The sequence below is a fragment of the Micromonospora tarapacensis genome, assembly GCF_019697375.1.
GTDB lineage: Bacteria > Actinomycetota > Actinomycetes > Mycobacteriales > Micromonosporaceae > Micromonospora > Micromonospora tarapacensis.
Genome location: NZ_JAHCDI010000004.1, coordinates 553,712 through 572,267, shown reverse-complemented (window position 1 = coordinate 572,267; position 18,556 = coordinate 553,712). Strand labels below are relative to the sequence as shown.

Here is an 18,556-nt window from a genome sequence, read left to right as displayed (position 1 = left end):
GGGGAATGCGGGCGCGACCCGCCTCGCTGTGCCAGGCTCAGTGGCATGGACGACACGACCATCCTGAGCCGGATCTCCGATCTGGTCGACGAGGAGCATCGGCTGCGCGCCGAGGCGCAGACCAACGAGACGGGCACCGGCGACGAGGCCCGCACCCGGTTGCGTGAGCTGGAGGAATCCCTCGACCAGTGCTGGGATCTGCTCCGCCGCCGCCGCGCCGCCCGGCAGGCCCACGGCGACCCCGAGGCCCAGGGCGCCCGCCCCGTGCCGGAGGTCGAGCGGTACCTGCAGTAGCCGCCGGCCGGGGCCGGGTGGCGGGCGCCCGGCCCCGGCGGATCAGCGCAGGCCCGCCTCGCGGCACAGCATCTCGGTCAGCACCGCGGGGTCGGTGAGGTCCGCTGACAGGCCCCGGGCGGCGAACCAGGTGGCGACGACCCGAACGTCGCGGGCGAGAAAGTCCCGCCCCTGCGGGTTCGCCACCACGTCGACCACCTGCGGCAGGTCGATCAGCACCAGCCGCCCCGCGTGCACCAGCAGGTTGTACGGCGACAGGTCGCCGTGCGCGTGCCCCGCCCGGGCGAGGACGACCAGGGCGTCGACCAGTTGCCCCCAGAGCCCACGCAACTCGTCCGGAGCCGGGCGCAGCTCGGCGAGCCGGGGCGCGGCCCGCCCCTCGTCGGGATCGCCGACGAACTCCAGCATCAGCTCGGTGCCCCGCAGTTGGACCGGGTACGGCACGGCGACCGTCCCGTACCGCTCGCCGATCTCCCAGAGCCGGCCCAGCGCGGCGAACTCCGCCGCCGCCCACTGCCCGGCGATCATCTGCCGGCCGAACGCCGTCCGGCCGGCCATCGCGCGCATCTCCCGGGACCGGCGGACCCGGCGCCCCTCCAGATAACCGGCGTCCCGGTGGAAGAGCCGGTGCCGGGGATCGCGGTAGCGTTTCGCCGCCAACAGGCAGGACCGGTCGGTGTCGGGGACGGCGCGCCGCACCAGGTGGACGTCCGCCTCCTTGCCGGTCTTGAGCACGCCGAGTTCGGTGTCCTTCGCCGCCAGCTCGGTGACCAGCCATTGCGGGTGGGGTTGCGGACCGTGCAGGGCGTCGTCCCAGGAGGACCAGGACGCCCCGGTCACCGCCTCCGGTTCGGCGTCGGGTTCGGCCGGCGCGGGGTCGGCGGGCCGACCGCGCTTCAGGAAGTGTGGTTCGTCGTCGTCGAAGCGGCGCCTGCCGCGGCTGCGGCGCTCGGGCGCCGAGAAGTCATGATCGCGCATTGCGCTGGTAATCCCTTGGTCGAGTCGATTGGAGGCAGGAAGTGACCTGCGAAGACGGCCATGACCGACCCCCTCTCCTCGACCGGGCGCACGCCCGGATGCACGATGCGCCGACAATGCTCGCGCCGCCCGCCACCGGGGTCAACCGAATTTCGACTCAGGCGCCCATGATCGCGGCGATGGCGGCGATCACCGTGTCGACCGTCGCGGTGGGCGCGAACCGGGCGTCGGTCCAGGGGCGGCCCCGGTGCAGCCAGACGCTCGGCAGGCCGACGGCGGTGGCGCCGCCGATGTCCGCCTCGGGACCGTCACCGATCACCCAGGCGCCACGCAGCGGCATCCTGGCCCGCTGCGCGGCCAGGGCGAAGATCCGGGGATTGGGCTTGCTCACCCCGGCCTCCTCCGAGATCACCCAGTCGGCGATGTACCGGTCCAACCCGGTGCGGCGGATCTTGACGTCCTGCTGGCGGACCGCCCCGTTGGTCACCACCACCGGCATCCAGCCGGCGTCGTCGGCGATCCGCAGGGCGCAGGCCACCAGCGGGTCGAGCCGGGTGAACTCGACGACGCCGTCGTGCAACTCCTCGACCAGGTCGATGGAGGGGATCCGCAGCCGGTAGCGGTCCCGGATGGCGTCCGCGACGTCCCACCGGTCGGTAAGGCCGTCGGCGTCGATGGACAACAACCATTCGATGTCGCGCGGCGGCGCCCCGATGCCATCGAGAAAGCGCTCTGCCCAGGTGCGGAACGGCCCGGCCCGGTCGAGCAGGGTGTTGTCCAGGTCCAGCAGGAGCAGCGGCACTCGGGCACCCTACGGGAATCCGGTACCCCGCCGACAGGGCAGAAGGTTACGCGGTCGTGTCCGGCAGATACCGGCCACCGCCGCGGCCCACCGTGCGGGCCGATCAGGCCGGAACCGGTGCGGTGGTCGGCAATACCAAGCCGTACGTACGGTTTGCACTCCCCGGGGTGAACTGACACGATCGCGATGTGCCCAGAGTAAGTCAGGACCAGCTCGACGCCCGCCGCCAGGAGATTCTCGCCGCCGCGCGGGCCTGCTTCGCGCGGCACGGCTACGAGGGCGCGACCGTGCGCCGCCTCGAGGACGCGACCGGCCTGTCCCGGGGCGCGATCTTCCACCACTTCCGGGACAAGGACTCGCTCTTCCTCGCCGTGGCCGAGGACGACGCGGCGGCGATGGTGGAGACGGTCGCCCGCAACGGTCTGGTCCAGGTGATGCGTGACCTGCTCGCCCGGGCGGTCTCCCCGGACACCACCGGCTGGCTGGGCAGCCAGCTGGAGGTGTCGCGCCGGCTGCGCACCGACCCGACCTTCGCCGGGCGCTGGGCGCAGCGGTCGGCCGCCATCGCGGAGGCGACCCGGGAACGCCTGGCCCGGCAGCGGGAGGCCGGCGTGCTGCGCGAGGACCTCCCGATCGACGTGCTGGCCCGCTTCCTCGAACTCGCCTACGACGGCCTGGTGCTGCACCTGGCCATGGGGCGCCCGGCCGGCGACCTCGGTCCGGTCCTCGACATGGTCGAGGAGGCCGTACGCCGACGCTGACCGCCAGGTTCTCGCGCTTCACCTGCCTGAAGGTAACGACGAGATAACTGGCCGACCGGGACGGCCGCCCGCTGGCAGCACCGCTCCACAATGAAGCCGCGTTCCCCTCGCGTGACAGGAGCAGGCCATGACGGGTTTCGCGGTAGATTTCGACACCTGGGGGATTCCCGGGCCCACATTCATCACGTTCTACCTGCTGGTGACGGTGGTCGCCGTCGCCGCCGTGCTGATCCGCCGCCGGGCGTTGCTGGACGGCCGGTCCGCGCCCCCGGCCGACCAGCTCAGCCCGCAGCAGGTCGCCTACCTCAACGGCGGCGACGACTTCGCGGTCTGGACCTCCCTCGGCACCCTGCGCAGCCAAGGTCTGATCGGCATAGGGTCACGCCGCCGGTTGACGGTCGAGGGTCCGCTCCCGCCCAGGGCGACCCCACTCGACCGGGCGATCCACTACGCGGCGAGCCAGCAGGCGGACGCCCGCACGCTGCGCCGCACCGAGTGGGTCGACCGCGCCCTCACCGAGCTGCGCGACGGGCTGGACCAGCGGGGCCTGGCGGTCGGTCCGGACCGACGGGCGGCGCTGCGTCACGGTCCGCTGCTGCTGGTCGCGCTACTGGCCCTCGGTCTCGCCCGGATCCTCGCCGGCCTGGCCAACGGCCGCCCGGTCTGGTACCTCGTACTCACCGTGTGCGCACTCGCGGTGGTGACCACGGTGCTGTTCGTCCGGGTGCCCCGGCGCACCCGAGCGGCCGAGGCCGCGTTGCGGACCCTGCGCCAGCGCCACCGGCACCTCGCACCCGCCTCGAACCCGGCGTACCCCACCTACGGCGCGGCGGGCGCGGCGATGGCGGTCGCCCTCTACGGCACCGCCACGATCTGGGCGCTGGACCCGACGTTCGCCCAGCAGGCCGAGATCCAGCGCCAGGCCGCGACCGGTGGCGGGGCGAGCTACACCGGCAGCTGTGGCGGCGGCAGCACCGCGGGATCGAGCGGCGGCTGCGGCGGTGGCGGCGATGGTGGCGGTGGTGGTGGCGGCTGCGGCGGCGGTGGCGGGTGCGGCGGATGACCGGCCCGTCGGGGGTGGGCATCGGCTGGCGGCCGGAGATCGCCGGTTTCGTCGCGGAACTGCCCGGCCTGCGCTTCGTCGAGGTGGTCGCCGAAACCGTGCCGACCGCCGGCCCGGCACCGGAGGGGCTGGTCGAGCTGCGGGAGCGGGGCGTCGCCGTGGTACCGCACGGGGTGCGGCTCTCCCTCGGCGGCGCGGAGCCGGTCGAGGCGGTCCGGGTGGCCCACCTGGCGGCGGTCGCCGAGCTGCTGGCGGCCCCGCTGGTCAGCGAGCACATCGCGTTCGTCCGGGCCGGCGGCCTGGAGGCCGGACACCTGCTGCCGCTGCCGCGCACCCGGGAGGCGGTGGACGCGATCTGCGCCAACGTCACCCGGGCACAGGCGGAACTGCCGGTGCCGATCGCGCTGGAGCCGATCGCCGCGCTGTTCGACTGGCCGGACGACGAACTCGACGAGGCGGCGTTCCTGGGCGAGATCCTGGAGCGTACCGGCGCGCTGCTGCTGCTCGACATCGCCAACGTGCACGCCAACGCCCGCAACCGGGGCACCGACCCGCTCGCGCTGCTGGACCGGTTGCCACTGGACCGGGTGGCGTACCTGCACGTCGCCGGCGGTGCCGAGCACGGCGGCTTCTACCACGACACGCACACCGATCCGGTCCCGAAGGAGGTGCTGGAGCTGCTCGCCGAGCTGTGCGCCCGGCACCGCCCGCCGGCGGCCCTGCTGGAGCGCGACGGGCGCTATCCGCCGGCCGCCGAGCTGCGCGCCGAGTTGGACGCCGTGGCCGCCGCCGGCGGATACCCGGTGGTGACGTGAGCACCACCGGCGCCGGCGGCGGCGCACCCGTGGGCCGGTCCGCACCGGCGGCCGAATCGCTGGCGCAGCGGCAGGCACGGCTGGTGGCGGCGTTGGTGGCCGGCGGCGCGCCACCGCCCGGCTTCGCCACCGCACCGCTGGCCGCCGCCCGCGCCGCGCTGCTGCGCAAGCGGGCCGGCGAGGTCGCCCGGCACTGGCCCCTGCTCGCCGCCGGGCTCGGGTCCGCATGGCCGGAGGTGTGCATCGAGTGGGCGGCGGACCGGCCCACCGCCGGTGGGCTGCGCGACGGCTGGGACCTGGCCCGCACGCTGCGCACCCGCGACGCGCTGCCGGCGCTGGGCGCCGAGGAGCTGGCCGTCCGGGAGGCGGGCCTGCGCTACGACGGGCGGCAGCCGCCGCGCCCGCGCCGGTCCCCGCCGTCGGCCGGGCCGGCGGTGCCGTCGCCGTCCAGCTCGCCGGTCGGGTACGCCTGCTGCGCCCGGCCCGCCCCTGACGCACCCGGCCCGACGGCCGGCTGTTCCGGACGGCGGGGCTGGGGCAGGATCATCGGCATGGATCTCGGACTGACCGATCGGGTGTACGTGCTCACCGGTGCCTCCCGTGGGCTCGGCCACGCCACCGCTGCGTGCCTGGTGGCCGACGGCGCCCGGGTGGTGCTCTCGGCCCGGCACGAAGACGCGGTGGCCGCCGCCACGGCCGGCCTCGGCGGACCCGACCGGGCTGTCGGCATCACCGCCGACCTGGCCGACCCGGCGACCCCGAGCGGCTGCTGGCCGCCGCGCAGCGCCACTTCGGCCGCGTCGACGGCGCGCTGGTCTCCGTGGGCGGTCCACCGCCGGGCAGCGCCGCCTCGGTCGACGACGAGCAGTGGCGGCAGTCCTTCGAGACCGTCTTCCTGGGCAGCGTGCGCGTCGTACGGACGATCGCCGCCGCGCTGCCCGACGGCGGCGCGATCGCGCTGGTGCTCTCCACCTCGGCGCGCGGGCCGGTACCGGGGTTGGGCATCTCCAACGGGCTGCGGCCCGGCCTGGCCGGCGTCGCCAAGGACGTCGCCGACGAGTACGGCCCACGCGGCGTGCGGGTGGTCGGGTTGCTGCCGGGACGGATCCTGACCGACCGGAACCGCGAACTCTTCGCCGCCACCGGCGACCCCGAGCGGGCCCGGGCCGAGGCGGAGGCCGGCATCCCGCTGCGTCGCATCGGCGACCCGGCCGAGTTCGGCCGGGTCGCCGCGTTCGTGCTCTCCCCCGCCGCCAGCTACCTCACCGGCGTCACCGTCCCGGTCGACGGCGGCGCGCTGCGCGGCCTGTGACCGCCGAGCCGCCCGCCAGCCGGGCCCGGCGGGCCGACCGCGACCCGACGGCCCCCGACCGAATCCACGCCCGAGTCGGGCGGAGCTGGCCGCCGCCGCCGACAGGTTCCTCCCGGATGTCATCGCCACCGGGCTGGACGTGCTCTTCGTCGGAATCAACCCGGGGCTGTGGTCCGCTGCCACCGGCTGGCACTTCGCCCGCCCCGGCAACCGGTTCTGGCCGGCGCTGCACCGGGGCGGCTTCACCCCACGGCTGCTGCACCCCAGCGAGCAGGACGAGCTGCCGGCTCTCGGACTGGGCATCACCAACCTGGTCGCCCGGGCCAGCGCCCGCGCCGACGAGTTGGCCGCCGCCGAGTTGGTCGACGGCGCACGGGAGCTGACCGACACGGTGGCCCGGTACCGTCCGCGCTGGGTGGCCGTGGTCGGGGTGACCGCGTACCGGATCGGCTTCGCCCGGCCGAAGGCGGGATTCGGGCCGCAACCGGAGCCGCTGGCCGGTGCCCGGCTCTGGGTGCTGCCCAACCCCAGCGGCCTGAACGCCCACTACACCCCGCAGACGCTCGGCGTCGCCTTCGCCGAACTCCGCGCGGCCACCCGGCAGGAGTGAACGGGCCGGCGCGGCCGAGTCCACGCCGGAGGGCCGGTCAGTTGGCGGTGGCCGGGGGCATGGCCTCGTCGGCGATGTATTCCCGGCTCGGGATGACCACCGGTTCCGGGCCGGTGGCGTCGGCGTACGGGACGGGCGAGTCGGCCACCGCGAACTGGGTGCGGTACAGCTCGGCGTAGAGGCCGCCGACGGCGACCAGCTCGTCGTGTCGGCCCCGCTCGACGATGCGGCCGGCGTCGAGGACGAGGATCTGGTCGGCGTCGCGGACGGTGGAGAGCCGGTGCGCGATCACCAACGCGGTCCGGCCGGCCAGCGCCACCGACAGCGCCCGCTGCACCGCCGCCTCGCTCTCCGAATCCAGGTGTGCGGTCGCCTCGTCGAGGATGACGATCGACGGCGCCTTGAGCAGCAGCCGGGCGATCGCGATGCGCTGCTTCTCGCCGCCGGAGAAGCGGTATCCGCGCTCACCCACGGTGGTCTCCAGCCCATCGGGCAGGGTACGCACCAGGTCGGCGACCTGTGCGCCCGCGAGAGCCGTCCACAGTTCGTCGTCGGTGGCGTCCGGCCTGGCGTAGCGCAGATTCTCCGCGATGGTCTCGTGGAACAGGTGCGAGTCCTGGGTGACCACGCCGATCTCGTCACGCAGCGAGTCGAGGGTGGCGTCGCGGACGTCGACCCCGCCGACCAGCACCTGCCCGTCGGTGACGTCGTAGATGCGGGAGATCAGCATGGACAGCGTCGACTTGCCCGCACCGGAGGGGCCGACCAGGGCCACCATCTGCCCGGGCTCGACCCGGAAGGACACTCCCTTGAGCACCGGCTCGTTGACCGTACGGTCCAGCGCGGCGACCTCCTCCAGCGACGCGAGGGAGATCTCCGCGGCGCTCGGGTAGCGGAAACGCACGTCGCGGAACTCGACCCGCCCCGCGCCCCGGGGCACCGGCACCGCGCCGGGGCGTTGCCTGATTCCCGGCTCCAGGTCGAGCACCTCGAAGACCCGGTCGAACGAGACCAACGCGCTCATCACGTCCACCCGGACGTTGCTCAGCGCGGTCAGTGGGCCGTAGAGGCGGGTGAGCAGCAACGCGAGGGTCACCACGGTGCCGGCGCTGACGTCACCGGTGACCGCCAGCCAGCCGCCCAGGCCGTAGGTCAGGGCCTGGGCCAGCGAGGCCACCAGCAGCATCGCCACGAAGAAGGTCCGCGAGTACATCGCCGAGGTGATGCCGATGTCACGCACCCGCTCGGCACGGGCGGCGAAGCGGTCCGCCTCCGCGTCCGGCCGGCCGAACAACTTCACCAGCAGCGCGCCGGCGACCCCGAACCGCTCGGTCATGGTCGCGTTCATCTTGGCGTCGAGGTCGTACGACTCGCGGGTGATCTCGGCCAGCCGCCGCCCGACCCGCCGCGCCGGGATGATGAACACCGGCAGCAGCACCAGGGAGAGCGCGGTGATCTGCCAGGAGAGGGTGAGCATCACCGCAGCGGTCAGCACCAGCTGGATCACGTTGCTCACCACGCCGGACAACGTCGAGGTGAAGGCCCGCTGGGCACCCATCACGTCGTTGTTGAGCCGGCTGACCAGCGCACCGGTCTGGGTGCGGGTGAAGAACTGCAGCGGCATCCGCTGCACGTGGTCGTAGACCCGGGTGCGCAGGTCGAGGATGATGCCCTCGCCGATGCGCGCCGAATACCACCGTTGGGCGAGGGAGAGCAGCGCGTCGGCGACCGCCAGCCCGGCGATGAACACCGCCAGCCGGATCACCACGGCGCCGGCATCGGGCTCGCTCCGGGTGATCGCGTCGATCACGTCGCCGGCGAGCAGCGGGGTGGCCACCCCGATCACCGCGGCGACGACCACGGTGACCAGGAAGATGGCGATGTCCCGCCGGTAGGGGTGGGCGAAGGCCACGATCCGTCGGGCGACGCCCCGTTTCAACCGGTGGGTGGAGACCTCGTCCTGGTTGCGCATGGACCGGAGCATGCTCCAACCGCCCATGCCGCCGGCGGCCATCGGGTTGGACACACTCACCTCCGGGTCGCAGGACATCGAACGCCGTCGGGTCAATTCTCCCGATGACTACGACAACCTCGCGAGTAACCCGGATCTTCCCGAACGGTCCTTACTAATCTCCCCGGCCCGCGAGATCCCGCAGCCGTCGGGTCTGCGCCTCCCGCTCGGCCCGCTGCTGCTCGGCGTGGGTGCGCCCGGCGGCGCCGGCGAGCAGCGCCTTGATCTCCACCACCGCGTCGCGGTCGGGGGCGAGCAGCCCGGCGGTGAGATCCCGCACCGCCGGGTCCAGCTCGGCGCCGGGCACGACGAGGGTGGCCAGGCCGATCCGGTCGGCCTCGGCGGCGTCCATCCGCCGGCCGGTGGTGCAGATCTCCAACGCGCGGGCGTAGCCGACCAGCTCCACCAGGCGCTTGGTGCCGGCCAGATCCGGCACCAGACCCAGCGTGACCTCGGCCATGGAGAACGTCGCGTCCTCGGCCAGCACCCGCAGGTCACAGGCGAGCGCGAGTTGGAAACCGGCACCGATGGCATGCCCCTGCACCGCCGCGACGGAGATGACGTCCGGCCGGTGCAGCCAGGTGAAACCCGCTTGGTAGTGGGCGATCCGGTCGGCGCACTCCGGCTCGGGCAGGGTGGTCAGCTCGGCGAAGGAGCCGGGCCCGGAGGCGCCGGCCACCGACAGGTCGAGACCGGCGGAGAAAGCCCGCCCCTCGCCGCGCACCACGACGACGCGCACGTCACCGGGAAGCTCCCGGGAGAAGTCGCTCATCGCGCGCCACATCGCGGAGGTCTGGGCGTTGAGCACGTCGGGCCGGCACAGGGTGACCGTCGCAACCGGCCCGTCGCATTCCAGCCGGACCCCGGTCGCCTCGGCGGTCACCGGGCGGCCCGGGTCGCGGTGGTGGCGCTGGTGTTGGTGCTGGACGACGCTGACGGGCGGGTCACGCCTTCTTGCGGCGCCGAGCGCCGCCGCGCTGCCGCAGCTGCACCCCCGACTCGGTGAGCACCCGGTGGATGAACCCGTAGGATCGACCGGTCGAGGCCGCGAGCGCCCGGATGCTCTCGCCCCCGGTGTACCGCTTGACGAGGTCCTTGGCGAGCGTCTGACGCTCGGCTCCGACGATCCGGCGACCCTTCTCAGTGCTGGTGGCTGTGCCAGTGGCTGCCATGCTGTGTCCTCACGTCCCAGACTGTGCGGTTCGGATACGGTCCCACCTATTAGACCGTCTCGAACGATCATGCGCCAGATATCAACTATTCGCCAACCGACACGCTATGCAGTGTCGGCTTCCCGATAGGTGACGCCCGGTGCGGCTCAGGCCAGCTCCACCAGTTCGAGCAGATCGTCGCTCCAGGCGTCCTCGTCGCCGTCGGGCAGCAGGATCGCCCGGTCCGGCTTGAGCGCGAGGACCGCGCCCGAGTCGTGGGTGACCAGGACGATCGCGCCGGGGTAGCGGGCGATGGCGTCGAGCACCTGCTCCCGGCTGACCGGGTCCAGGTTGTTGGTCGGCTCGTCCAGCAGCAGCACGTTGGCGCCCGAGCAGACCAGGGTGGCCAGCGCCAGCCGGGTCTTCTCCCCGCCGGAGAGCACCCCGGCGGGCTTGTCCACGTCGTCGCCGGAGAAGAGGAAGGCACCCAGGATCTTGCGCAGCTCGGTGTCGGTCTGCTCGATCGAGGCGGCCCGCATGTTCTCCAGCACGGTCCGCTCGACGTCCAGCGTCTCGTGCTCCTGAGCGTAGTAACCCAGTCGCAGTCCGTGACCGGGACGCACCTCGCCGGTGTCCGGCGCCAGCAGGCCGCCGAGCATCCGCAGCAGCGTCGTCTTGCCGGCACCGTTGAGCCCGAGGATGGCCACCCGGGATCCCCGGTCCACCGCCACGTCCACGTCGGTGAAGATCTCCAGCGAGCCGTACGACTTGGACAGGCCGCTCGCGGTCAGCGGCGTCTTGCCGCAGGGAGCCGGCGCGGGGAAGCGCACCTTGGCCACCTTGTCGGCGACCCGTACCTCCTCCAGGCCGGAGACCAACCGCTCGGCGCGGCGGGCCATGTTCTGCGCGGCGACCGTCTTGGTGGCCTTGGCCCGCATCTTGTCGGCCTGGGCCATCAGCGCGCCGGCCTTCTTCTCGGCGTTGGCCCGCTCCCGGCGCCGGCGCCGCTCGTCGGTCTCCCGTGCCTCCAGGTACGCCTTCCAGCCCAGGTTGTAGGCGTCGACCACCGACCGGGTGGCGTCCAGGAACCAGACCTTGTTGACCACCGACTCCAGCAGCGAGCCGTCGTGCGAGATCACCACCAGCCCGCCCTTGTGGTTGGCGAGGAAACCGCGCAACCAGGTGATCGAGTCGGCGTCGAGGTGGTTGGTCGGCTCGTCGAGCAGCAGGATGCCGCCGCCGTTCTCGCCGGCGTCCCGGAACAGGATCCGGGCCAGCTCGATACGCCGGCGCTGCCCGCCGGAGAGGGTGCCGATGGTCTGTGCCAGGGCCCGGTCGGGCAGACCCAGGTTGGCGCAGATCCGGGCCGCCTCGGCCTCGGCGGCGTACCCGCCGAGGGCGGCGAACTGGTCCTCAAGCGCGCCGTAGCGCCGGACCAGGCGCTCGTCGCCGCCGTCGGCCAGCTGCTCCTCCAGCTCCTTCATCCCGGCCATCAGCGCGTCCAGGCCCCGGGCGGAGAGCACCCGGTCCCGGCCGGTGACGTCCAGGTCACCGGTACGCGGATCCTGCGGGAGGTAGCCGACGGCGCTGCGCCGGTCGATCTGCCCGGCGTACGGCTGCCCCTCGCCGGCGAGGACCTTCAGGGTGGTGGTCTTGCCGGCGCCGTTGCGGCCGACCAGGCCGATCCGGTCACCCGGCTGCACCCGCAGCGTCGTGTCGGACAGCAGGATCCGGGCGCCGGCGCGCAGTTCCAGGCCGCTGGCAGTGATCATTTCAAGGCACTCGCTCTCGGGATCCGGAGGGCTGACTCAGGGCACACGAAAGCGCCGGCGGATCCTCCTGACCCGTCGGCGCGGGGCGTTCAGCCTTCGCAGAGCAGCACGGGATCAAGTGTACCGGGCGCCGGGCGGAGCCCTCCACGGATTACCGACCAAGATCGTCGGGTACCGGATCGCCGACGACCGGTTCCGGCCCGCGAGCCACCGACTGATCGGGGTCACCATGGAGCTGAACGAGAACGCGCGGATCGACACCAGCCAGGTCGAGGACCGGCGAGGCGGCGGCGGAGGCGGCGGGCTGGGCGTCCCGGGACCGTCTTCTTCAGCCAGGCGGTGAACACCGACTGCGGCCAGGCCGACTCCGGTGTCGGCCCGTTCTACTGCCCGGCCGACTCGCTGGTCTACCTCGATCTCACCTTCTACCAGGTGCTCGCCGAGCAACTGGGCGCGGAAGGCGAGTTCGCCCAGCCGTACGTGCTGGCCCACGAGTACGGTCACCACGTGCAGAACCTGCTCGGCACCAACGAACAGGTCCGCCGCCAGCAGCAGCGCGACCCGGGCAACGCCAACGACCTGTCGGTACGCCTGGAGTTGCAGGCCGACTGCTATGCGGGAGCCTGGGCCCGCAACGCCACCGGCACCGCCGACGAGAGCGGTCAGAAGATCTTCACCAGCATCACCGAGCAGGACATCGCCGAAGCCATCAACACCGCCGAGGCGATCGGCGACGACGCCAGCTCCGAGCGTGCCAACCGGCCGGTGAGTCCCGACGAGTTCACCCACGGCTCGTCCGCCGACCGGAAGCGGTGGTTCAACCGCGGCTACGAGACCGGCGACCCGGCCTCCTGCGACACCTTCAGCGGCGCGATCTGACCCGGCGGGCAAGTCGCTCTCGTCCGGCGGGTCGATCAGGCGGGGTCGCGGACCAGGACGTGCACGGCCCGGGCCGCGGCGACCGCGGCCATCAGCACCGCATGCCTGGGCTCGGGCACGTCCAGCAGCCGCCCGGCGCGCAGCGCGGCCAGGGGCGCGAGCCGGCGGTCGGCCAGCACCGTGTCCACGGCCCGCCGGTCGCCGCCCGCGACCAACGCGTCCAGCCGGTCGGCGGCCGGCAGCAACAGGCGTACGGCGAGGTCCGCCGCGTCGGCCAGCGCCGCCTTCGCCTGGTTGTCCCGGCGGCGGGCGAAGCGCTGCTGGGACCAGCCGCCGGCGGCGGTACGGCCCTGCACGTACCGGGTGTCCACCTTGTGCACCGGCAGCCGCTCCCCCTCGGCGACGCCCACCGCCACCGCACCCTTGCGGGCGAGCAGCAGACCGATCCGGCGGGGGCGGTCGCCGCCGCCACGAAGGCCGCCAGGTCGGTGGTGGGCGGCGCGCCGGGCGGCAGGTGCAGCTCGGCGGTGGCGCCGTCGGGGCGGCCAGCAGCAGGCCGTACTCCTGGACGGTGCTGGTGGGCGGGCCGTGCCGGTCGGCGAAACCGTCGACCCAGCGGCTGATCCGGGCCGGATCGACCTCGACCCACCGGCCGCCCCCGGCGGCGGGTCGGCTGTTCATGCCACCGACCGTACGGCACGCGGTGTCCCAGTCATCCGCCGAGGAGCATCCCGACGGCGAGCACGCTGATGATGGCGCTGGACAGCAGGGCGGTGACCAGCCGGCCGCGGTCGCTGGTGAGCACCCGCCCGATCACCGAGCCGCCTCCGGCGACCAGCAGCTGCCAGCTGGCCGAGGCGACGAACGCGCCGAGCGTGAAGATCGCCCCGGCTGCCGTCCCCGAGCCGCCCAGGTCGCCGCGGCCGAGCACCAACGCCGTGAAGTAGACGACGGTGGCCGGGTTGAGCAGGGTCAGCGCGAGGATCCCGGCGAACGCCCGGCCCGGTGTGTCCAACCCACGCCGCGCGGGCCGGGTACCGGATCGCGCCAGGCCGCGCCACGCGGGTCCGTTGCCGGGTCGCGTCCCGGCGCCGGCCGTGCGCCGGCGTGCCCGGCCGGGCACGCGCAGCGCCCGCCACGCCCCGTGTGCGGCGAGGGCGAGCAGCACCGCGGCGGCGACCAGCCGCAGCGGCCCGGCGAGCGGGTGAGCCAGCCGGCGACCACCGCGCCGCCGAGTGCCGCGGCACCGGCGTAGATCCCGTCGGCGGTGGCAACGCCGAGCGCAGCGGCGGCGCCGACCCGGAACGACGTACGCGCGCTGAGCCCGAGGATGAGCACGGCGATCGCGCCGACCGGGATGGCCACCCCGTAACCGGCGACCAGGCCGGCGAGGAACGCACCGGTCACGAGGGTCGAAGGTGGATCGAGGCGGGCCCCGGCCCGGTGCGGCTGCGCCACGGAATATCAGGGCGCCACCGCACCGAGCGCGGTCCCGGCGGGGCGGTCAGACGTTGAAGCCGAGGGAGCGGAGCTGGTCGCGACCCTCGTCAGTGATCTTGTCGGGCCCCCACGGGGGCAGCCAGACCCAGTTGATCCGGATGTCGTTGACCAGGCCGCCACCCGGACCGGTGGTCAGCGCCTGGCGCGTCTGGTCCTCGATCACGTCGGTGAGCGGGCAGGCCGCCGAGGTCAGCGTCATGTCCAGGGTGGCCACGTTCTCGTCGTCGACGTGCACTCCGTACACCAGGCCCAGGTCGACCACGTTGATGCCCAGTTCCGGGTCGACGACGTCCTTCATCGCCTCCTCGACGTCGGCCAGGGCGGCCCGGCCGCCGCCGGCCGACGCCGCACCCCGGCCGCCGGCGTGGTCGTGCCGTCGGTCGCCACCGCGCCCGTCTCCGGCGTGCTGGTCTCGTCGCTCATGCCTTCACCTCCGTCGGGCTCGCGCCCACACCGGCGCGTGCCGCGGCGTCCTTGAACGCCATCCACGGCAACAGCGCGCACTTGACCCGGGCGGGATAGCGGGCCACGCCCTCGAACGCCACCCCGTCACCGAGCACCTCCTCGTCCGGCGTGACCTGACCACGGCCGGACATCAACGTCACGAACGCCTCGTGCACCCGGTACGCCTGGTCCGCGTCCCGGCCGACCAGCAGTTCGTGCAGCACGCTCGCCGATGCCTGGCTGATCGAGCAGCCCATGCCGTCGTACGACACGTCGTGCAGCACCTCGCCGTCGGTGGCGACCCGGACGGTCACCTCGTCCCCGCAGGTCGGGTTGACGTGGTGCGCCTCGCCCACCCGGTCGGCGGGGTCTGCGGCGTCCCGCAGGCCACGGCCGTGCGGGTGCTTGTAGTGGTCCAGGATGATCTCCTGGTAAAGAGACTCAAGCTGCATCAGGCTGAACTCCCGTCGATTCGCCGGACTCCTGCGTCGCCCGACTCATCGGAACACCTTTCGCACCTGCTCCAGGCCCGCCACCAGGGCGTCGATCTCCTCGGTGGTGGTGTAGAGGTAGAACGAGGCCCGGGTCGTCGCCGGCACCCCGAAGCGGGTGCAGACCGGCCGGGCACAGTGGTGACCCACCCGCACCTGCACGCCGAGGGAGTCGAGCACCTGGCCCACGTCGTGCGGGTGCACGTCGCCGAGGGCGAAGGAGATCGTGCCGCCCCGGCCGACCGGCACCTCCGGGCCGAAGATCCGCAGCCCGGGCACGCTGCCCAGGGCGTCCAGCGCGTACGCGGTGAGCCGCTTCTCGTGCCACTGGACCGCTCGCATACCGATGCCGGTGAGGTAGTCCACGGCCGCGCCGAGCGCGACCGCCTCGGCGATCGGCGGGGTGCCCGCCTCGAAGCGGGCCGGCGGCGCGGCGTAGGTCGAGCCGCCCATCGCCACCGTCTCGATCATCGAGCCGCCGCCGAACACCGGCGGCATCGCGGCCAGCAACCCGGCCCGCCCCCACAGCACCCCGATGCCGGTCGGGCCGCACATCTTGTGCCCGGTGAAGACGATGAAGTCGGCGTCCAGGTCCACCACGTCGATCGGCATGTGCGGCACCGACTGCGAGCAGTCGAGCAGCAGCAGCGCCCCGACCTCGCGGACCCGCGCGGTGATCCGCGCGGTGGCGTTGACCGTGCCGAGGATGTTGGACATGTGCACCAGCGAGACGATCTTCGTCCGCTCGTTGACCAGGTCCGTCAGCCCGGACTCGTCCAACCGGCCGTTGTCGGTGACCGGGAACCAGCGCAGTGTCGCGCCGGTCCGCTCGGCCAGCAACTGCCACGGGACGATGTTCGAGTGGTGCTCCATCTCGGAGATGACGATCTCGTCACCCGGCCCCAGCCGGAACCGAGGGTCGGCGTCCGCGCGCAGCGAGGCGTTGGAGAACGCGTACGCCACGATGTTGATCGCCTCGGTGGAGTTCTTGGTGAAGACCACCTCGTCGACACCGGGCGCGTTGACGAACGCGGCGACCTTCGCGCGGGCCCCCTCGTATGCCTCGGTGGCCTCGGTGCCCAGCGTGTGCACCGAGCGGGACACGTTGGCGTTGTGCCGGGCGTAGTGCTCGGTCAGCGCGTCGAGCACCTGGCGCGGCTTGTGCGAGGTGTTCGCGCTGTCGAGGTAGACCAGCGGATGCCCGTTGATCTCCCGAGTCAGGATCGGGAAGTCGGCGCGTACCGCCGCCACGTCGTAGCGGGGCACGTCGTCGTACTGCGGCATCCCCGACGGGATCGCGATTGTGGACATCGTGGTGACCGGCCCTTCCTTCGGGATCAGGCCCGCGCCGAACCGGCCCCGGCCGCGTACCGCTCGTAGCCGGATTCCTCGAGCTTGTCGGCCAGCTCCGGGCCGCCCTGCTCGACGATCCGGCCGGCGACGAAGACGTGCACGAAGTCGGGCTTGATGTAACGCAGGATCCGGGTGTAGTGGGTGATCAGCAGCAGACCCGTCTCGCCGGTGTCGCGCACCCGGTTCACGCCCTCACTCACCACCCGCAGCGCGTCCACGTCGAGACCCGAGTCGGTCTCGTCGAGGATGGCCACCTTCGGCTTGAGCAGCTCCAGCTGCACGATCTCGTGCCGCTTCTTCTCACCGCCGGAGAAGCCCTCGTTGACGTTGCGCTGGGCGAAGGCCGGGTCCATGTGCAGGCGCTCCATGGCACCGCGCAGCTCGCCGCCCCAGGTGCGCAGCTTCGGCGCCTCGCCGTCGATGGCGGTCTTGGCGGTACGCAGGAAGTTCGCCACCGAGACGCCGGGCACCTCGACCGGGTACTGCATGGCCAGGAACAGGCCGGCACGGGCCCGCTCGTCGACGGACATGGAGAGCACGTCCTCGCCGTCCAGGGTCACCTCGCCGCCGGTGATCTCGTACTTCGGGTGACCGGCGATCGAGTACGCCAGGGTCGACTTGCCGGAGCCGTTCGGGCCCATGATCGCGTGGGTCTCCCCCGCGCGCACGGTCAGGTCGACACCGTGCAGGATCGGCTTGAGCTCACCCTCGGGCAGCTTGACCGACACCTGCAGGTCACGGATCTCCAGGGTGCTCATTATCGGGTCACTCCATTGCTCGGCATCGGGCGGCCGTCGGCGCCCACGGGAAGGTAGATGTCGCCGTCGCGGACCTCGACGGGATAGACGGGAACGGGTTCGGTGGCGGGCAGCCCGGTGGGGTCGCCGGTGCGCAGGTCGAAGCGGGAGCCGTGCAGCCAGCACTCCAGCGTGCAGCCGTCCACCTCGCCCTCGGAGAGGGCCACGGCGGCGTGCGAGCACTCGTCGTACACGGCGTGGAACGTGCCGTCGTCGGCGTGCACCACCGCGATCTGGGTGCCGTCGACGTCCGCGCTGATCGCGGTGCCCTTCGGGACGTCCTCGGTGGCGCAGACGCGGATCATCAGGCGCCCGCCTTCGCCAGCCGAGCCTCGATAGCGTCCCCCAGGCGCTCGCGCAGGGGCTCCACCGGGATCTTGTTCAGCAACTCGGCGAAGAAGCCGCGCACCACCAGCCGGCGGGCCTCAGGCTCCGAGACGCCCCGGGACATCAGGTAGAACAGCTGCTCGTCGTCGAAGCGACCGGTGGCGCTCGCGTGGCCGGCGCCGGCGATCTCGCCGGTCTCGATCTCCAGGTTGGGCACGGAGTCGGCCCGCGCGCCATCGGTGAGCAGCAGGTTCCGGTTGATCTCGTACGTGTCGGTGCCGGTCGCCTCGGCCCGGATCAGCACGTCGCCGACCCAGACGGTGTGGGCGCTGTCCCCCTGCAACGCGCCCCGGTAGCCGACGTAGCTGCGGCAGTCCGGCACGGCGTGGTCGACCAGCTGGCGGTGCTCCAGGTGCTGGCCGGAGTCGGCGAAGTAGAGGCCGTACAGCTCGGCCTCGCCGCCGCGGTCGGTGTACTCGACGGTGGTGTGCTGGCGGACCAGGTCGCCGCCGAGGGTGACCTGGACGTGCCGCACCCGCGCGTCGCGGCCCAGCCGCACCTTCAGGTGCTGCGCCTGCACCGCGTCGTCGGCCCAGTCGGAGACCGTGACCAGGGTCAGCTTCGCCCCGTCACCCACCGTCACCTCGATGTTGTCGGCCAGGGTCGTCGAGCCGACGTGCTCCAGCACCAGGATCACCTCGGCGAACCGCTCCACCTGCACCAGGGTGTGCCCGAAGGCCAGGCCGTCGGCGCCCTCGCCGACGACCCGCACCAGCGCCGGCCCGCTGACCACGGCATCCTGCGCCACCCGGATCAGCAGCGCCTGCCCCGCCCCGCCGTACGCCAGCGCGCTGACCCGGTCGAACGGGGTGAGGACGCTGCCCACCCGCGGGTCGTCGGCGCCGATCCGCTCGACGGACACGCCCTCGGGCAGGTCGGCGTACTCGTGCCGGACCGTGCCGGTGGCGGTCGGGTCGTCGCCGACCAGCCCGCGCAGCCGCTTGAGCGGGGTGAAGCGCCACTCCTCCTCCAGCCCCGTCAGGGCCGGAAAGTCGGTGACGTCGTACGAGCGCAGCGCCTGCGACTTGGTGCTGGGCGGCGCGGAAGCCTGGGTAGTCATCTCTTCCTTGCTTGTGTCTGCGACGACGGTGTCAGTTGAACCAGAGGCGGACCGGAGGGCCGGGCACGGCCCGCCG

Annotated in this window: 16 protein-coding genes and 6 pseudogenes; 8 read left to right on the top strand and 14 right to left on the bottom strand. The window is 73.1% G+C overall.

The window, feature by feature from the left end:
* Positions 1 to 45 precede the first annotated feature (45 nt).
* Positions 46 to 294, top strand: a complete 249-nt coding sequence (locus tag KIF24_RS08690) for a DUF2630 family protein (protein WP_221083585.1) — start codon at positions 46 to 48, stop codon at positions 292 to 294.
* Between the two features lie 42 nt (positions 295 to 336).
* On the opposite strand, the gene KIF24_RS08685 is transcribed toward KIF24_RS08690, so the two are convergent.
* Positions 337 to 1,272: a serine protein kinase RIO gene (locus tag KIF24_RS08685; RefSeq protein WP_221083584.1), complete on the bottom strand. Its 936-nt coding sequence runs from the start codon at positions 1,270 to 1,272 to the stop codon at positions 337 to 339.
* A gap of 157 nt (positions 1,273 to 1,429) precedes the next feature.
* Entirely contained in the window at positions 1,430 to 2,074 is a 645-nt protein-coding gene (locus KIF24_RS08680) for an HAD family hydrolase (RefSeq protein ID WP_221083583.1), read from the bottom strand.
* 188 nt (positions 2,075 to 2,262) lie between these two features.
* Here KIF24_RS08680 and KIF24_RS08675 point away from each other — a divergent pair, with 188 nt between their 5' ends.
* From KIF24_RS08675 to mug, 6 genes and pseudogenes are all read left to right on the top strand, one after another.
* Positions 2,263 to 2,835 carry a TetR/AcrR family transcriptional regulator gene (locus KIF24_RS08675; RefSeq protein ID WP_221083582.1) on the top strand — a complete coding sequence of 191 codons (573 nt, stop codon included), beginning with the start codon at positions 2,263 to 2,265 and terminating at the stop codon, positions 2,833 to 2,835.
* Positions 2,836 to 2,962: 127 nt separating this feature from the next.
* Entirely contained in the window at positions 2,963 to 3,898 is a 936-nt protein-coding gene (locus KIF24_RS08670; RefSeq protein WP_221083581.1) for a TIGR04222 domain-containing membrane protein, read from the top strand.
* On the top strand, positions 3,895 to 4,713 hold the full coding sequence (locus KIF24_RS08665; protein WP_221083580.1) for a DUF692 domain-containing protein: 819 nt from the start codon (positions 3,895 to 3,897) through the stop codon (positions 4,711 to 4,713). The genes KIF24_RS08670 and KIF24_RS08665 overlap by 4 nt, the downstream gene beginning before the upstream one ends.
* Positions 4,710 to 5,206 (top strand): annotated as a pseudogene (locus tag KIF24_RS32390) (hypothetical protein). Before KIF24_RS08665 ends, KIF24_RS32390 begins: the two are co-directional and overlap by 4 nt.
* Positions 5,207 to 5,264: 58 nt before the next feature.
* Positions 5,265 to 6,025: pseudogene (locus tag KIF24_RS08655) on the top strand (SDR family oxidoreductase).
* 139 nt (positions 6,026 to 6,164) lie between these two features.
* Complete coding sequence (mug, locus tag KIF24_RS08650; RefSeq protein WP_407939903.1) at positions 6,165 to 6,635, top strand: G/U mismatch-specific DNA glycosylase; 471 nt, start codon at positions 6,165 to 6,167, stop codon at positions 6,633 to 6,635.
* A gap of 37 nt (positions 6,636 to 6,672) precedes the next feature.
* Here the strand turns inward: mug and KIF24_RS08645 are convergent, their stop codons facing one another.
* From KIF24_RS08645 to KIF24_RS08630, 4 genes are all read right to left on the bottom strand, one after another.
* Positions 6,673 to 8,649 (bottom strand): ABC transporter ATP-binding protein, encoded by a 1,977-nt coding sequence (locus KIF24_RS08645; protein WP_221087250.1) that lies wholly within the window; start codon positions 8,647 to 8,649, stop codon positions 6,673 to 6,675.
* Between the two features lie 112 nt (positions 8,650 to 8,761).
* On the bottom strand, positions 8,762 to 9,529 hold the full coding sequence (locus KIF24_RS08640) for an enoyl-CoA hydratase/isomerase family protein (RefSeq protein ID WP_221083579.1): 768 nt from the start codon (positions 9,527 to 9,529) through the stop codon (positions 8,762 to 8,764).
* A gap of 61 nt (positions 9,530 to 9,590) precedes the next feature.
* Positions 9,591 to 9,818 carry a helix-turn-helix domain-containing protein gene (locus KIF24_RS08635; RefSeq protein ID WP_007072022.1) on the bottom strand — a complete coding sequence of 76 codons (228 nt, stop codon included), beginning with the start codon at positions 9,816 to 9,818 and terminating at the stop codon, positions 9,591 to 9,593.
* Between the two features lie 146 nt (positions 9,819 to 9,964).
* Complete coding sequence (locus KIF24_RS08630) at positions 9,965 to 11,569, bottom strand: ABC-F family ATP-binding cassette domain-containing protein (protein WP_221083578.1); 1,605 nt, start codon at positions 11,567 to 11,569, stop codon at positions 9,965 to 9,967.
* A gap of 318 nt (positions 11,570 to 11,887) precedes the next feature.
* On the opposite strand from KIF24_RS08630, the pseudogene ypfJ reads away from it, so the two are divergent.
* Positions 11,888 to 12,448, top strand: a pseudogene (gene ypfJ / locus KIF24_RS08625) (KPN_02809 family neutral zinc metallopeptidase); the annotation flags it as partial.
* A 35-nt stretch (positions 12,449 to 12,483) separates the two neighbouring features.
* Here the strand turns inward: ypfJ and KIF24_RS08620 are convergent.
* From KIF24_RS08620 to sufD, 8 genes and pseudogenes are all read right to left on the bottom strand, one after another.
* A pseudogene (locus KIF24_RS08620) lies at positions 12,484 to 13,129 on the bottom strand (acVLRF1 family peptidyl-tRNA hydrolase).
* Positions 13,130 to 13,160: 31 nt separating this feature from the next.
* Positions 13,161 to 13,855, bottom strand: a pseudogene (locus KIF24_RS08615) (LysE family transporter).
* Between the two features lie 97 nt (positions 13,856 to 13,952).
* Positions 13,953 to 14,371: pseudogene (locus KIF24_RS08610) on the bottom strand (metal-sulfur cluster assembly factor).
* On the bottom strand, positions 14,368 to 14,844 hold the full coding sequence (gene sufU / locus KIF24_RS08605; protein WP_221083577.1) for a Fe-S cluster assembly sulfur transfer protein SufU: 477 nt from the start codon (positions 14,842 to 14,844) through the stop codon (positions 14,368 to 14,370). The pseudogene KIF24_RS08610 and the gene sufU overlap by 4 nt, the downstream one beginning before the upstream one ends.
* A 45-nt stretch (positions 14,845 to 14,889) precedes the next feature.
* Entirely contained in the window at positions 14,890 to 16,194 is a 1,305-nt protein-coding gene (locus KIF24_RS08600; protein ID WP_221083576.1) for a cysteine desulfurase, read from the bottom strand.
* Between the two features lie 26 nt (positions 16,195 to 16,220).
* The gene (gene sufC / locus KIF24_RS08595) at positions 16,221 to 16,994 is read right to left on the bottom strand and encodes a Fe-S cluster assembly ATPase SufC (RefSeq protein WP_221083575.1); all 774 of its coding nucleotides are present in this window, start codon (positions 16,992 to 16,994) and stop codon (positions 16,221 to 16,223) included.
* Positions 16,994 to 17,338 (bottom strand): non-heme iron oxygenase ferredoxin subunit, encoded by a 345-nt coding sequence (locus KIF24_RS08590; protein WP_221083574.1) that lies wholly within the window; start codon positions 17,336 to 17,338, stop codon positions 16,994 to 16,996. Before KIF24_RS08590 ends, sufC begins: the two co-directional genes overlap by 1 nt.
* The gene (gene sufD / locus KIF24_RS08585) at positions 17,338 to 18,480 is read right to left on the bottom strand and encodes a Fe-S cluster assembly protein SufD (RefSeq protein ID WP_221083573.1); all 1,143 of its coding nucleotides are present in this window, start codon (positions 18,478 to 18,480) and stop codon (positions 17,338 to 17,340) included. Before sufD ends, KIF24_RS08590 begins: the two co-directional genes overlap by 1 nt.
* Positions 18,481 to 18,556 lie beyond the last annotated feature (76 nt).